16 protein-coding genes are annotated in these 14,746 nt (G+C 63.3%); 13 read left to right on the top strand and 3 right to left on the bottom strand.

Features of this window, described 5'->3' with window-relative positions; genetic code table 11:
• Nucleotides 1-20: 20 nt before the first annotated feature.
• The 6 genes from ACLCGK_RS28735 to ACLCGK_RS28710 all read left to right on the top strand — a co-directional run bounded on the left by ACLCGK_RS28735 (nt 21) and on the right by ACLCGK_RS28710 (nt 6,070).
• Complete coding sequence (locus tag ACLCGK_RS28735) at nt 21-1,574, top strand: sugar ABC transporter ATP-binding protein (RefSeq protein ID WP_054572715.1); 1,554 nt, start codon at nt 21-23, stop codon at nt 1,572-1,574.
• Complete coding sequence (locus ACLCGK_RS28730; protein WP_015269786.1) at nt 1,571-2,566, top strand: ABC transporter permease; 996 nt, start codon at nt 1,571-1,573, stop codon at nt 2,564-2,566. Before ACLCGK_RS28735 ends, ACLCGK_RS28730 begins: the two co-directional genes overlap by 4 nt.
• A gap of 4 nt (nt 2,567-2,570) precedes the next feature.
• Nucleotides 2,571-3,593, top strand: a complete 1,023-nt coding sequence (locus ACLCGK_RS28725; protein ID WP_410953426.1) for a LacI family DNA-binding transcriptional regulator — start codon at nt 2,571-2,573, stop codon at nt 3,591-3,593.
• Between the two features lie 15 nt (nt 3,594-3,608).
• On the top strand, nt 3,609-4,517 hold the full coding sequence (gene rbsK / locus ACLCGK_RS28720) for a ribokinase (RefSeq protein ID WP_410953425.1): 909 nt from the start codon (nt 3,609-3,611) through the stop codon (nt 4,515-4,517).
• Nucleotides 4,514-4,912, top strand: coding sequence for a D-ribose pyranase (gene rbsD / locus ACLCGK_RS28715; protein WP_410953424.1), 399 nt, complete (start codon nt 4,514-4,516; stop codon nt 4,910-4,912). Before rbsK ends, rbsD begins: the two co-directional genes overlap by 4 nt.
• A 156-nt stretch (nt 4,913-5,068) precedes the next feature.
• Nucleotides 5,069-6,070, top strand: a complete 1,002-nt coding sequence (locus tag ACLCGK_RS28710; protein ID WP_410953423.1) for a nucleoside hydrolase — start codon at nt 5,069-5,071, stop codon at nt 6,068-6,070.
• Here the strand turns inward: ACLCGK_RS28710 and ACLCGK_RS28705 are convergent.
• Entirely contained in the window at nt 6,042-6,254 is a 213-nt protein-coding gene (locus ACLCGK_RS28705) for a hypothetical protein (RefSeq protein WP_003260960.1), read from the bottom strand. The genes ACLCGK_RS28710 and ACLCGK_RS28705 overlap by 29 nt on opposite strands.
• A gap of 276 nt (nt 6,255-6,530) precedes the next feature.
• Between ACLCGK_RS28705 and ACLCGK_RS28700 the strand changes: the two genes are divergently transcribed.
• Nucleotides 6,531-6,851 (top strand): I78 family peptidase inhibitor, encoded by a 321-nt coding sequence (locus tag ACLCGK_RS28700; RefSeq protein ID WP_023660761.1) that lies wholly within the window; start codon nt 6,531-6,533, stop codon nt 6,849-6,851.
• A gap of 221 nt (nt 6,852-7,072) precedes the next feature.
• On the opposite strand, the gene ACLCGK_RS28695 is transcribed toward ACLCGK_RS28700, so the two are convergent.
• Both ACLCGK_RS28695 and ACLCGK_RS28690 read right to left on the bottom strand, forming a co-directional pair.
• Nucleotides 7,073-7,285, bottom strand: a complete 213-nt coding sequence (locus ACLCGK_RS28695) for a cold-shock protein (RefSeq protein WP_003250656.1) — start codon at nt 7,283-7,285, stop codon at nt 7,073-7,075.
• A gap of 162 nt (nt 7,286-7,447) precedes the next feature.
• Nucleotides 7,448-7,753: a hypothetical protein gene (locus ACLCGK_RS28690; RefSeq protein ID WP_013972003.1), complete on the bottom strand. Its 306-nt coding sequence runs from the start codon at nt 7,751-7,753 to the stop codon at nt 7,448-7,450.
• Between the two features lie 338 nt (nt 7,754-8,091).
• Here ACLCGK_RS28690 and thrS point away from each other — a divergent pair, with 338 nt between their 5' ends.
• The 6 genes from thrS (at nt 8,092) to pheT (ending at nt 14,744) form a co-directional block, all read left to right on the top strand.
• Nucleotides 8,092-10,014, top strand: a complete 1,923-nt coding sequence (thrS, locus tag ACLCGK_RS28685; protein WP_013972004.1) for a threonine--tRNA ligase — start codon at nt 8,092-8,094, stop codon at nt 10,012-10,014.
• Nucleotides 10,014-10,565, top strand: a complete 552-nt coding sequence (gene infC / locus ACLCGK_RS28680; RefSeq protein WP_013972005.1) for a translation initiation factor IF-3 — start codon at nt 10,014-10,016, stop codon at nt 10,563-10,565. Before thrS ends, infC begins: the two co-directional genes overlap by 1 nt.
• A 61-nt stretch (nt 10,566-10,626) precedes the next feature.
• Nucleotides 10,627-10,821, top strand: coding sequence for a 50S ribosomal protein L35 (gene rpmI / locus ACLCGK_RS28675; protein WP_003250667.1), 195 nt, complete (start codon nt 10,627-10,629; stop codon nt 10,819-10,821).
• Between the two features lie 27 nt (nt 10,822-10,848).
• Nucleotides 10,849-11,205 carry a 50S ribosomal protein L20 gene (gene rplT, locus ACLCGK_RS28670; protein ID WP_003250671.1) on the top strand — a complete coding sequence of 119 codons (357 nt, stop codon included), beginning with the start codon at nt 10,849-10,851 and terminating at the stop codon, nt 11,203-11,205.
• 109 nt (nt 11,206-11,314) lie between these two features.
• On the top strand, nt 11,315-12,331 hold the full coding sequence (gene pheS / locus ACLCGK_RS28665) for a phenylalanine--tRNA ligase subunit alpha (RefSeq protein WP_013972006.1): 1,017 nt from the start codon (nt 11,315-11,317) through the stop codon (nt 12,329-12,331).
• Nucleotides 12,332-12,362: 31 nt separating this feature from the next.
• Nucleotides 12,363-14,744 carry a phenylalanine--tRNA ligase subunit beta gene (gene pheT, locus ACLCGK_RS28660; protein ID WP_102083871.1) on the top strand — a complete coding sequence of 794 codons (2,382 nt, stop codon included), beginning with the start codon at nt 12,363-12,365 and terminating at the stop codon, nt 14,742-14,744.
• Nucleotides 14,745-14,746: the final 2 nt, after the last annotated feature.

The raw sequence follows: 14,746 nt of genomic DNA, 5'->3' as shown, positions 1-14,746 counted from the left end.
CGCTGGCAGGAGAAACGGCCATGCCTGCATCGGCCAACGAAGTAGTGCTCGCCGCCAGTGGCCTGGGCAAGACCTACGCCCAGCCCGTGCTCGGCGAGGTCAGCCTGAACCTGCGTGCCGGCGAAGTGCTGGCCCTGACCGGCGAGAACGGCGCCGGCAAGAGCACCTTGTCCAAGCTCATCAGTGGGCTGGAAACCCCCACCACAGGGCACATGCGCTACCGCGGCCAGGCCTACGCGCCTGGCAGCCGCAGCGAGGCTGAGCGCCTTGGCGTGCGCATGGTCATGCAGGAGCTCAACCTGCTGCCCACGCTGACCGTCGCGGAAAACCTGTTCCTCGACAACCTGCCCGGCCGCTTCGGCTGGATCAGCCAGAAGCGCCTGCGCCAACTGGCCACGGCCGCCATGGCCCAGGTCGGCCTCGACGCCATCGACCCGGACACCCCGGTCGGCGAGCTGGGCATCGGCCATCAGCAGATGGTCGAGATCGCCCGCAACCTGATTGGCGACTGCCATGTGCTGATCTTCGATGAACCCACCGCCATGCTCACCGCGCGCGAAGTGGAGCTGCTGTTCACCCAGATCGAGCGCCTGCGCCAACGTGGCGTGGCCATCGTCTACATCTCCCATCGCCTGGAAGAACTGCAGCGCGTGGCCCAGCGCATCGTCGTGCTGCGCGACGGCAAGCTGGTGTGCGACGAACCGATCCAGCGCTACAGCAGCGCCGAACTGGTCAACCTGATGGTCGGCCGCGAGCTGGGCGAGCATATCGACCTGGGCCGCCGGCAGATCGGCGCGCCGCTGCTCAAGGTCGACAGGCTCAGCCGTGCCGACAAGGTGCGTGAAGTGTCGTTCGAGGTCAGGGCAGGGGAGATCTTCGGCATTTCCGGCCTGATCGGTGCCGGCCGTACCGAACTGCTGCGCCTGATCTACGGCGCCGACCGTGCCGACAGCGGCAGCATCGCCCTCGGCCAGCCGCCCAAGGCTGTCACCATCGACTCGCCCAAGGCTGCGGTGCAGGCCGGTATCGCGCTGATCACCGAAGACCGCAAAGGCGAGGGCCTGCTGCTGACGCAGTCGATCAGCGCGAATATCGCCCTGGGCAACCTCGGCGCGGTATCACGGGCCGGGGTGCTCGATGGCGAAGCCGAAGCGGCATTGGCCGAACGCCAGATCCAGGCCATGCGCATTCGCAGTGCCGGCCCGCAGCAGGTGGTAGGCGAGCTGTCTGGCGGCAACCAGCAGAAGGTGGTGATCGGCCGCTGGCTGGAGCGCGACTGCCAGGTGCTGCTGTTCGACGAGCCCACCCGTGGCATCGACGTCGGCGCCAAGTTCGACATCTATGGCCTGCTGGCCGAGCTGGCGCGCCAGGGCAAGGCCCTGGTGGTGGTGTCCAGTGACCTGCGCGAGCTGATGCTGATATGCGACCGCATCGCCGTGCTGTCGGCCGGTCGCCTGATCGACACCTTCGAGCGGGACCATTGGAGCCAGGACCAGTTGCTGGCCGCGGCCTTTGCCGGTTATCAGAAACGTGACGCACTGCTGCATGAAGCAGCTCCCAGGATGGATGCATGAAAACCACCCCGCTCGACAGCCAAGGCGCCGCACCGGTGCGCCGCAGTGGCACCTATCTTGGCCTGGGTACCTACCTGGGCCTGGCCGGCGCCTTGCTGGCGATGATCGTGCTGTTCTCGTTCCTCAGCAGCCACTTCTGGTCGTACAACACCTTCAGTACCCTGGCCAACCAGATCCCCGACCTGATGGTACTGGCGGTGGGCATGACCTTCGTGCTGATCATCGGCGGCATCGACCTGTCGGTGGGCTCGGTACTGGCGCTGGCGGCCTCCACGGTCAGCGTGGCGATCCTCGGCTGGGGCTGGGGCGTGCTGCCTTCGGCTCTGCTGGGCATGGCCGTGGCCGCGCTGGCCGGCAGCATCACCGGCGGCGTCACCGTGGCCTGGCGCATTCCGTCGTTCATCGTTTCGCTAGGGGTGCTGGAAATGGCCCGCGGCCTGGCCTACCAGTTCACCGACTCGCGCACCGCCTATATCGGCGATGCCTATGCCTGGTTCTCCAACCCCATCGCATTCGGCATCTCGCCGGCGTTCATCATCGCCTTGCTGGTGATCGTGCTGGCCCAGTTGGTGCTGACCCGCACGGTGTTCGGCCGCTACCTGATCGGCATTGGTACCAACGAAGAGGCCGTGCGCCTGGCTGGCATCGACCCGCGCCCGTACAAGGTGCTGGTGTTCGCCCTGATGGGCCTGCTCGCCGGCCTGGCCGCGCTGTTCCAGATCTCGCGCCTGGAAGCCGCCGACCCCAATGCCGGCTCCGGCCTGGAGCTGCAGGTAATCGCCGCCGTGGTGATTGGCGGCACCAGCCTGATGGGCGGGCGCGGCTCGGTCATCAGCACCTTCTTTGGCGTGCTGATTATTTCGGTGCTGGCCGCAGGGCTGGCGCAGATCGGTGCCAGCGAACCGACCAAACGCATCATCACCGGGGCGGTGATCGTCATCGCCGTGGTGCTCGACACTTACCGTAGCCGGCGTGCAGGCCGGCGGAACTGAAAACATGGCAACCATCAAAGACGTCGCGGCACTGGCGGGCATTTCCTACACCACCGTGTCCCATGTGCTGAACAAGACCCGGCCGGTCAGCGAGCAGGTGCGGTTGAAAGTCGAAGCCGCCATCGCCGAACTCGACTACGTACCCAGCGCCGTGGCCCGCTCGCTGAAGGCGCGCAGCACGGCCACCATCGGCTTGCTGGTGCCCAACAGCGTCAACCCGTACTTCGCCGAGCTGGCGCGGGGCATCGAAGACGCCTGCGAGCGCAACGGCTACTGCGTGATCCTGTGCAACTCCGACGACAACCCGCAAAAGCAGCGCAGCTACCTGCGCGTGCTGCTGGAAAAGCGCATCGACGGCCTGGTAGTGGCTTCGGTAGGGCAGGACAGCGACCTGCTGCAAAGCCTGGCTGGTGTGCGCACGCCCATGGTGATCGTCGACCGCGAACTGGACGGTGTCGATGCCGACCTGGTGCGCATCGACCACGAGCAGGGCGCCTTCCTGGCCACCCAGCACCTGCTGGAACTTGGTCACCATGACATCGCCTACATCGGCGGCCCCGCCGAGACCGGTGTGACCCACCTGCGCCTGAGCGGCTTCCGCCGCGCCATGGCCGAAGCCGGTGTGCCGGTGCGCAGCGACCGCGTGCTGCATTGCGACTTCACCAGCCCCGGCGGCCATGCAGCCGCAGGCCGGCTGCTGGAGGGCAAGCGGCCTACGGCGATTTTTGCCGGCAACGACATGATCGGCTTCGGTGTGCTGCGTGCCGCGGCCGAACGCAATATCAACGTGCCCGGCGAGCTGTCGGTGATCGGTTTCGACGACATCGAGCTCAGCCGTTACGTGTACCCGCCGTTGACCACGGTGGGCCAGTCGATTCGCGAGCTGGGCGAGAGCGCCGCGTCGCTGTTGCTGGCGCGTATCGGCACCCCCCGGCAGGGCGCGGCAGAGCAACGCATCGTCGCCCCGCGCATTGTGCTGCGCGAGTCCACCGGGCCGCGTCCGGACCTGTTCAACGATTACCGCTGATGCTAAGGAAATGTCATGAATGCCAAGGTTGTGGTAGTCGGTAGCCTCAACATGGACCTGGTGGCCCGCGCGCAGCGCCTGCCCCGGGCCGGCGAAACACTCCCCGGCGAAAGCTTTTTCACCGTGCCGGGCGGCAAGGGGGCCAACCAGGCAGTGGCCGTGGCGCGCCTGGGTGGCAGCGTGGCGATGATCGGCAACGTTGGCGACGATGACTATGGTCGACAACTGCACCGGGCCCTGTATGTGGAAGGCATCGACTGCCAGGGCGTCAGCACCTGCCAGGGCGTGTCCAGCGGGGTGGCGCTGATCACCGTGGATGCCGCCAGCCAGAACTGCATCGTCATCGTCCCCGGTGGCAACGGCCTGCTGACGCCGCAGTCGGTGCAGCGGTTCGATGCGCTGCTGCAGGCGGCCGAGGTGATCATCTGCCAGCTGGAAGTACCGGCCGACACCGTGGCCTGGACCTTGGCCAGGGGGCATGAACTGGGCAAGCGGGTGATCCTGAACCCGGCGCCGGCGACCGGCCCCTTGCCGGCGGACTGGTTCGCCCACATCGACTACCTGACGCCCAACGAAAGCGAGGCCGAAGCCCTGACCGGCGTGGCGGTGACTGACCTGGGCAGCGCCCGGCGCGCCGGCGAGCGCTTGCTGCAACTGGGCGCGGGCAAAGTGATCATCACCCTGGGCGCGCAAGGGGCTTTGCTGGTCACCCCTCGGGGCCACCAGCACTTCCCCGCGCCGGTGGTGCAGCCGCTGGACACCACGGCAGCCGGCGACACCTTCATCGGCGGCTTTGCCGCTGGCCTGGTGCGCGGCCTGGAGGAGGGCGAAGCCATCGCCTTCGGCCAGCGCGCCGCGGCCCTGTCGGTTACCCGCGCCGGTGCCCAGCCGTCGATTCCCTACCTGGCGGAGCTTGCGCCATGAAGAAGACCCCGCTGCTGAACGTTGCCCTGTCGCGGACCATCGCCGGCATGGGGCATGGCGACATCCTGGTGATCGGCGATGCCGGGCTGCCGGTGCCGCCGGGCGTCGAACTGATCGACCTGGCCGTCACGCCTGGCCTGCCGGACTTCGCCAGCGTGTTGCGGGTTGTGCTGAGCGAGTTGCAGGTAGAGCGCCACGTGCTGGCCGAAGAGATGCAGAAAGTGGTGCCGCCGGCGCTGGTCGAGATCGAGCGGCTGAAGGGCAAGCTGGGCAAGCGCGAATGGCTGAGCCATGAAGATTTCAAGACATTGTCACGCAGTGCCCGTGCGGTTGTGCGCACTGGCGAGTGCCAGCCCTACAGCAACATCGCGCTGATTTCCGGCGTGACTTTCTGAAGGCGGGGGCTGCGCCCCCGAATCGCCGGCAAGCCAGCTCCCACAGGTACTGCACAATGCTTGAGGCCGATGCAGTACCTGTGGGAGCTGGCTTGCCGGCGATTGGGCCGCAAAGCGGCCCCAGAAACCACCACCCAGGCAACAGGAGTGCCACCCATGCTCAAACCCCTGCTACAAGGAATCGCTCTCATGGCCGCAGCCACCACCCTCCAGGCCGCCCCCATCGACCTGATCATCGACACCGACCCCGGCGCCGACGACGTGGTCGCGCTGTTCCTGGCCATGGCCTCGCCCGACGAGCTGAACATCCGCGCCATCACCACCGTGGCCGGCAACGTGCGCCTGGAAAAGACCTCGCGCAACGCCCGCCTGGCCCGCGAATGGGCCGGCCGCGAAGACATCCCCGTGTACGCCGGCGCCGCCCGCCCGCTGGTGCGCAAGCCGATCTACGCCGCCGACGTGCACGGCGAAGAAGGCCTCACCGGCATCCAGGTTCACGAACCGAAAGCGCCGCTGGCCCAGGGCAATGCCGTGCAATACCTGGTCGACACCCTGGGCGCCGCCAAGCCCCACAGCATCACCATCGCCATGCTCGGCCCGCAAACCAACCTGGCCCTGGCGCTGATCCAGCGCCCGGACATCGCCAAAGGCATCAAGCAAGTGGTGGTCATGGGCGGTGCCCATTTCAACGGTGGCAACATCACCCCGGCGGCGGAGTTCAACCTCTATGCCGACCCGCATGCCGCCGAAGTGGTGCTGGCCAGCGGCGTGCCGCTGACCTACCTGCCGCTGGACGTCACCCACAAGCTGCTGACCAGCGACGCCCGCCTCAAGCAACTGGCGGCGGTGAACAACCAGGCCAGCAAGCGGGTGGTGGATATCCTCAACGCCTACATCACCCACGACATGGACCTGTACGGCATGCCCGGCGGCCCGGTGCACGACGCCAGCGTCATCGCCTACCTGCTCAAGCCCGAACTGTTCAGCGGCCGGCGTATCCACATGACCATCGACAGCCGCGAAGGCCCCAGCTTCGGCCAGACCCTTGCCGACTGGTACGGCGTGCTCAAGCAGCCAGCCAACGTGATGTGGGTGGACGAGGGCGATGCCCAGGGCCTGTTCGACCTGCTCAGCGCCCGTTTGGCGCGATTGGAATAGCCGTGTGCGGCGCGTAGCGCTCGAACACCTGGTCGAAGAAGCTGCGTGCCGCCTCGGCGCCGCGATCGCGCACCAGCAGGTCGATGGCAATCAGCAGCAACTCCTCCGGCGTGCCAGGGCTGTACGCGCTCTGGCCTTCGGCCCATTTGACCTTGATATCGGCTTCGATGCTGTGGCTGCTCATGAAAGGCTCTCGCTTGGGGCCCGGGACGAAGGGGCGAACACCTGACCCTGGTGTTCGATGGAGGCGGGGTGCGCTCCACTTCTTGCACTAAATCATGACTTTGCGTCAGTGACCTTGCGGCTTAAGCATATGGCAAACGCAGCGGCTTGTGCAAAATCCGGTCACGATTGCGTTTTCGCCTCGGCTGGCGAGTTCAGGCAGACTTGACCGGTTTTGCAACAAAAGATCAGCGGAACTGTCGGATCAGACAGTTCCCGGACCGATTTAGGAGGCTTCATGTTCCGTACCCGTGCTTACCTGGCAACCCTGGCGGTGGCTGCTGTCCTGGCTGGTTGCAGCACTGGTGGCAATTCTGCTGGTGGCGCTGCGCCAGCCACGCCGGCAGGCAACGATGGCCGCTGCGAAGCCAGCGGCGCCGATTTCGCTATTGGCAAGCTTGCCAGCGCCGAGCTGCTGGAGCAGGCGCGCAAGGCCAGTGGCTCGCAGATGGCCCGCATTCTCAAGCCGCACGACGTGGTTACCCTCGAGTACCGCTCCGAGCGCTTGAACCTGAATGTGGACGAGCAGGGCAAGGTGGTTCGCGTCAACTGCGGTTAACCGATGACCTGGGCTGCGCGGTCCCTGTAGGGGCGGCCTTGCGTCGCGAAAGGGCCGCAAAGCGGCCCCGGCCATTGATGCTGCGAAGCTGAAACCCAGGGGCCGCTTCGCGCCCCGTCGCGACACAAGGCCGCTCCTACAAAAAAAGCGAGCGCGTGCAGCCTGGTAAACGCCCATAAAAAAACCCGCCACAAGGGCGGGTTTTTTTACAGCTATCCGAATTACTCCGGACGAACCTGTGCAGCCTGCATGCCCTTCTGGCCGCGCTCGGCGACGAAGGAAACAGTCTGGCCTTCTTTCAGGCTCTTGAAGCCGTCAGATTCGATGGCCTTGAAGTGAACGAACAGGTCGTCGCCGCCGCCTGCTGGGGTGATGAAGCCGTAGCCTTTCTCATCATTGAACCATTTGACGGTGCCTTGTTGGCGATTGGACATGGGTGAATCTCCAGAACATTTAGTTTTTTCAGTGGTGCAATGCGGCCGAGGCTACGGAGCACGGAACACATCATAGTCTAATTCTGCGCATCTAGCGCCTTTTACCTTCGCAGGATGTTGATCCAGCTCAAAGAATGGCTGGTCTGCTCTGGCTTTAAGGTTTCAGCTCTTCGGTGCACAGGCCTGTTTCACGACCATCTGGGCCTTCTGCATCAGCTTGGCGTCCACGCCATCGTTGCTGTCGAGGTCGGCAATTTCCGCGTCGGTGAAATTCTTTTTGATGGTTTGCGCGCCACAGTCGCAGTGCTTTTTCGCGGTCGCAGCGTCAACGCCTTGGCCTTGAGCCACTTGCGTGCACTGGGTCATGTAGGCGGCTTCCTTCCCGGCCGGGAAGTTGCCGGCGTTCGCAGCCATGGGCAGCAGCAGGGCCCCAGCGGCCGCCAGGGCCAGAAGAGACGGAACTCGCATAACCAGTTACTCCTTGGGTTAAGGTCTCATCAAGAGTAGGTTGCTTCCCAAGGTCTGATAGGAATTTTTCCGCGTTAGTTCACCGCTGCGGCGTAATTTCCAAATATTTCTGCCTGGCGTGCAACCCGCGTGCTAGCATGCCCGGCTTGCAGCTGACAACTTGCAGCTTGCAGCTATCTTTTTTCTTTCCAGTCACTCTGGTTCGTCCCTGGCAAGCCGAAAGGCTTCTGCCACTGTGAGGCAGGCTTCCCGTTGCGGGAAGGCAGGTCGGATCTTGTACTGGCTCATCCCAACCCACGTGACCTTTGGTAGGGGTCACCACTAGGAGAGGAGGCGCCATGCCCGTTATTACTCTTCCCGATGGCAGTCAACGTTCGTTCGATCATGCCGTATCCGTAGCCGAAGTCGCCGCTTCCATCGGCGCCGGCCTGGCCAAGGCCACCGTGGCCGGCAAGGTCGACGGCAAACTGGTCGATGCCTGCGACCTGATCAGCAACGACGCCACCCTGCAGATCATCACCCCTAAAGATGAAGAGGGACTGGAGATCATCCGTCACTCGTGCGCCCACCTGGTCGGCCACGCGGTGAAACAGCTGTACCCGACCGCCAAGATGGTGATCGGCCCGGTCATCGACGAAGGCTTCTACTACGACATCGCCTACGAGCGCCCCTTCACCCCTGAAGACATGGCCGCCATCGAAAAGCGCATGATGGAGCTGATCGACAAGGACTACGACGTCATCAAGAAGGTGACCCCGCGCGCCGAAGTGATCGACGTGTTCAAGGCCCGTGGCGAAGACTACAAGCTGCGCCTGGTCGAAGACATGCCGGACGAGCAGGCCATGGGCCTGTACTACCACGAAGAATACGTCGACATGTGCCGCGGCCCGCACGTGCCGAACACCCGCTTCCTCAAGGCATTCAAGCTGACCAAGCTGTCCGGCGCCTACTGGCGCGGCGATGCCAAGAACGAACAGCTGCAACGCGTGTACGGCACCGCCTGGGCCGACAAGAAGCAGCTGGCTGCGTACATCCAGCGCATCGAAGAAGCCGAAAAACGCGACCACCGCAAGATCGGCAAGCAGCTCGACCTGTTCCACCTGCAGGAAGAAGCCCCGGGCATGGTGTTCTGGCACGCCAACGGCTGGACCGTGTACCAGGTACTCGAGCAGTACATGCGCCAGGTTCAGCGCGTCAACGGCTACCAGGAAATCAAGACCCCGCAGGTTGTCGACCGCATTCTCTGGGAGCGTTCCGGCCACTGGTCCAACTACGCCGAGAACATGTTCACCACTTCGTCGGAAAGCCGTGACTACGCGGTCAAGCCGATGAACTGCCCGTGCCACGTGCAGGTGTTCAACCAGGGCCTGAAGAGCTACCGCGACCTGCCGCTGCGCCTGGCCGAGTTCGGTGCCTGCCACCGTAACGAGCCGTCCGGCGCCCTGCACGGCATCATGCGCGTGCGTGGCTTCGTGCAGGACGACGCGCACATCTTCTGCACCGAAGAACAGGTGAAGAAAGAAGCCGCCGACTTCATCAAGCTGACCCTGGACGTGTACAAGGACTTCGGCTTCACCGACATCGCCATGAAGCTGTCGACCCGCCCGGCCAAGCGTGTGGGTTCCGAAGAGCTGTGGGACCGTGCCGAAGGCGCACTGGCCGACGCCTTGAACGAATCGGGCCTGGAGTGGGAATACCAGCCAGGCGAGGGCGCCTTCTACGGCCCGAAGATCGAGTTCACCCTGCGCGACTGCCTCGGCCGTAACTGGCAGTGCGGTACCCTGCAGTACGACCCGAACCTGCCAGAACGCCTGGATGCCAGCTATATCGCCGAAGATAACAGCCGAGTTCGCCCGGTCATGCTGCACCGCGCCATCCTCGGTTCGTTCGAGCGCTTCATCGGCATGCTGATCGAGCACTACGCTGGCGTGTTCCCGGCCTGGCTGGCCCCAACCCAGGCCGTGATCATGAACATCACCGACAAGCAGGCCGATTTCGCCCTCGAGGTGGAAAATACCCTGAACGGTAGCGGTTTCCGTGCCAAGTCGGACTTGAGAAATGAGAAGATCGGCTTTAAAATCCGCGAGCATACTTTGCTCAAGGTCCCGTACCTTTTGGTTATAGGGGATCGCGAAGTCGAAACGCAGACCGTCGCCGTACGCACCCGTGAAGGCAAAGACCTCGGCTCCATGCCGGTGGCTGAATTCACGCAGCTGCTCAACAGCGCTGTTGCCCAGCGCGGTCGCCTAGAATCGGAGTAATGACTATTAAGCGTGAAATGAGAAACGATAAACGAACTGCACCGAAAGCCCCGATCAACGAGAATATCTCGGCACGCGAGGTTCGGTTAATTGGCGCTGACGGCGAGCAGATTGGCATCGTCTCGATTGATGAAGCGCTTCGTATCGCTGATGAAGCGAAGCTGGATCTGGTGGAAATCTCCGCCGACGCGCAACCGCCCGTCTGCAAGGTGATGGACTACGGCAAGCACCTCTTCGAGAAGAAGAAGCAGGCCAACGAAGCCAAGAAAAACCAGAAGCAGATCCAGATCAAAGAAATCAAGTTTCGTCCAGGGACGGAAGAAGGGGATTACCAGGTAAAACTACGCAACCTGGTACGTTTCCTTACCGATGGGGACAAGGCCAAGATCTCTCTGAGATTCCGCGGCCGTGAGATGGCCCACCAGGAGCTGGGCATGGAGCTGTTGAAGCGGGTCGAAGCCGACCTCGCCGAATACGGCTCCGTTGAGCAGCATCCGAAGATGGAAGGACGCCAGCTTATGATGGTCATCGCCCCCAAAAAGAAGAAGTAATCTCCCGGGCACGGCAGGCCTGATGATTATTGTGTAATTTTATCGAATGCGGAGTTCCAACATGCCAAAAATGAAAACCAAGAGCGGTGCTGCGAAGCGCTTCCTGAAGACCGCTTCCGGCTTCAAGCACAAGCACGCTTTCAAGAGCCACATCCTGACCAAAATGTCGACCAAGCGTAAGCGTCAACTGCGCGGTGCCAGCCTGCTGCACCCGTCTGACGTGGCAAAAGTCGAGCGCATGCTGCGCGTACGTTAATTCTGGTTTAGATAGAGGAAGTTACTCATGGCTCGTGTTAAGCGTGGCGTCATCGCTCGTAAGCGTCACAAGAAAATTCTGAAACTGGCTAAAGGCTACTACGGTGCACGCTCGCGCGTATTCCGCGTTGCCAAGCAGGCTGTCATCAAGGCAGGTCAATATGCCTACCGTGACCGTCGTCAGAAGAAGCGTCAGTTCCGCGCACTGTGGATCGCTCGTATCAACGCCGGTGCCCGCACCAACGGTCTGTCCTACAGCCGTCTGATTGCTGGCCTGAAAAAGGCTTCGATCGAAATCGACCGTAAGGTTCTGGCCGATCTGGCAGTGAACGAAAAAGCGGCGTTTGCTGCGATTGTCGAGAAAGCTAAAGCCGTTCTGGCTTAAGTACCCGCGACAATCACCCGGCGGCGCTAGCGCCGTCGGGCATTGAACGTCATCGATAGGGGAAGAGCCTTCAAAGCTCTTCCCCTATTTTCGTATCTGGAGTCTGTACATGGAAAACCTGGATGCGTTGGTCTCCCAAGCCCTAGAGGCCGTGGAGCGCGCTGAAGACATCAATACCCTGGAACAGATCCGGGTGAATTATCTCGGCAAGAAAGGCGAGCTGACCCAGGTGATGAAGACCCTGGGCAACCTGCCAGCCGAAGAGCGGCCGAAAGTCGGCGCGCTGATCAACGACGCCAAAGAGCGCGTCACCGTTGTGCTCAATGCCCGCAAGGCCGCCTTCGAAGAAGCCGAGCTCAGCGCTCGCCTGGCTGCCGAATGCATTGACGTCACCCTGCCAGGCCGCGGCCAGGCCACCGGTGGCCTGCACCCGATCACCCGTACACTCGAGCGCATCGAGCAGTTCTTCACCCACATCGGCTACGGCATCGCCGAAGGCCCAGAGGTGGAAGACGACTACCACAACTTCGAAGCGCTCAACATCCCTGGTCACCACCCGGCCCGGGCGATGCACGACACCTTCTACTTCAATGCCAACATGCTGCTGCGCACCCACACCTCGCCGGTGCAGGTGCGGACCATGGAGTCCACCCAGCCGCCAATCCGCATTGTCTGCCCGGGCCGCGTATACCGCTGCGACTCGGATATCACCCACTCGCCGATGTTCCACCAGGTCGAAGGCCTGCTGATCGATCGCGATATCAACTTCGCCGACCTCAAGGGCACCATCGAAGAGTTCCTGCGCGTGTTCTTCGAAAAAGAACTGGCGGTACGTTTCCGCCCATCGTTCTTCCCCTTCACCGAGCCGTCCGCCGAAGTCGACATCCAGTGCGTGATGTGTTCCGGCAAAGGCTGCCGCGTGTGCAAGCAGACCGGCTGGCTGGAAGTGATGGGCTGCGGCATGGTGCACCCGAACGTGCTGCGCATGTCCGGCATCGACCCTGAAGAGTTCCAGGGCTTCGCCTTCGGCATGGGCGCCGAGCGCCTGGCCATGCTGCGCTACGGCGTCAACGATTTGCGTCTGTTCTTCGATAACGACCTGCGGTTCCTTGCCCAATTCCGCTAGGCCCAATCGACGCACATTCTAGGAGAACAGCATGAAATTCAGTGAACAGTGGCTGCGCGGTTGGGTAAACCCGCAAGTCTCCCGTGACGAACTGGTCGCCCGCCTGTCCATGGCTGGCCTCGAAGTCGACAGCGTTACCCCCGCTGCCGGCCAGTTCAGCGGCATCGTCGTGGGCGAAATCCTCGCCACCGAACAACACCCGGACGCCGACAAGCTGCGCGTGTGCCAGGTAAGCAACGGCCAGGAAACCTTCCAGGTCGTGTGCGGCGCCCCTAACGCCCGCCCAGGCATCAAGATCCCGTTCGCCATGATCGGTGCCGAACTGCCAGGCGACTTCAAGATCAAGAAGGCCAAGCTGCGCGGCGTCGAGTCCTTCGGCATGCTGTGCTCGGCTGCCGAGCTGCAAATCAGCGAAGAGAACGACGGCCTGCTGGAACTGGCTGCCGACGCCCCGGTTGGCGAAGACATTCGCCAGTACCTGAGCCTGGACGACGCCAGCATCGAAATCGGCCTCACCCCCAACCGCGGCGACTGCCTGTCCATCGCAGGCCTGGCCCGCGATGTCAGCGCCCTGTACGACACCCCGGTCACCCGCCCGGTAGTGCCAGCCGTACCGGCTGCCCACGACGAAGTGCGCCCGGTCGAAGTCAGCGCCCCGGCTGCCTGCCCACGCTACCTGGGCCGCGTCATCCGCAACGTCGACCTGAGCAAGCCGACCCCGCTGTGGATGGTCGAACGCCTGCGCCGCAGCGACGTGCGCAGCATCGACGCCGCCGTCGACATCACCAACTACGTGATGCTCGAACTCGGCCAGCCGATGCACGCCTTCGACCTGGCAGAAATCAACGGCGGCATCCGCGTACGCATGGCTGAAGAGGGCGAGAAGCTCGTCCTGCTCGACGGCCAGGAAGTTGCCCTGCGCGCCGACACCCTGGTAATCGCCGACCACACCCGCGCCCTGGCCATTGCCGGCGTCATGGGTGGCGAGCACAGCGGTGTGAACACCGAAAAAACCCGCGACCTGTTCCTCGAAAGCGCCTTCTTCGAGCCGATCTCCGTCGCCGGTAAAGCCCGTTCCTACGGTCTGCACACCGACGCCTCGCACCGCTACGAGCGCGGCGTAGACTCGCAGCTGGCCCGCGAAGCCATGGAGCGCGCCACCCAGCTGCTGCTGGACATCGTTGGCGGCGAAGCCGGCCCGGTCGTCGAAGCCGTCAGCGAACAGCACCTGCCGCAAGTGGCCCCGGTCACCCTGCGCGCCGAACGCATCACCCAGATGCTCGGCATGGAAATGGACCCAGCCCAGGTCGAGCAGCTGCTCAACGCCTTGGAGCTGACCACCACCAAGAGCGGGGAAGGGCAGTGGACGGTGAACGTGCCGAGCCACCGCTTCGACATCAGCCTGGAAGTGGACCTGATCGAAGAGCTGGCCCGCCTGTACGGCTACAACAATCTGCCGGTTCGCTACCCGCAAGCCCGCCTGGCCCCCCAGGGCAAGCCGGAAACCCGCGGTGACCTGCCGACCCTGCGCCGCCTGCTGGTTGCCCGCGGCTACCAGGAAGCCATCACCTACAGCTTCATCGACCCGAAACTGTTCGAACTGTTCAGCCCGGGCGTAGAGCCGCTGCTGCTGGCCAACCCCATCTCCAGCGACATGGCCGCCATGCGCGCGTCCCTGTGGCCGGGCCTGGTCAAGGCACTGCAGCACAACCTGAACCGCCAGCAAGACCGCGTGCGCCTGTTCGAAAGCGGCCTGCGCTTCGTCGGCCAGCTCGGCGACCTGAAGCAGCAGCCGATGATCGCCGGCGTTGTTACCGGCAGCCGCCTGCCAGAAGGCTGGGCCAACGGCCGCGACGGCGTCGACTTCTTCGATGTGAAGGCCGACGTGGAAGCCTTGCTGGGCTACTCCGGCGCCCTGAGCGACTTCACCTTCAGCGCCGGCAAGCACCCAGCCCTGCACCCAGGCCAGACCGCCGCCATCGAGCGTGACGGCAAGCTGGTCGGCTACCTCGGCGCCATCCACCCAGAGCTGGCAAAAGCCCTGGACCTGGACCGCCCGGTGTTCCTGTTCGAGCTGGTGCTGGGTGACGTGGTCGAAGGCCGCCTGCCGAAATTCAGCGAGCTGTCCAAGTTCCCGGAAACCCGCCGCGACCTGGCTTTGATCGCAGGACGTGATGTAGCTTCTAGCTCGGTGCTTGAAGTAATTCGTGACAATGCAGGCGAATGGCTCACAGACCTCAGGCTGTTTGATGTCTACCAAGGTAAAGGCATTGATCCTGATAGAAAAAGCCTTGCCGTCGGCTTGACCTGGCAGCATCCATCGCGCACTCTTAACGACGATGAGGTGAACGCCGCACTGCAAAACATCCTCACCTCGCTCGAACAAAGGTTGAACACCACGTTAAGGAAATAACG

Source organism: Pseudomonas sp. S1(2024), assembly GCF_046557535.1.
This window is presented reverse-complemented; position numbering and strand designations above follow the sequence as displayed.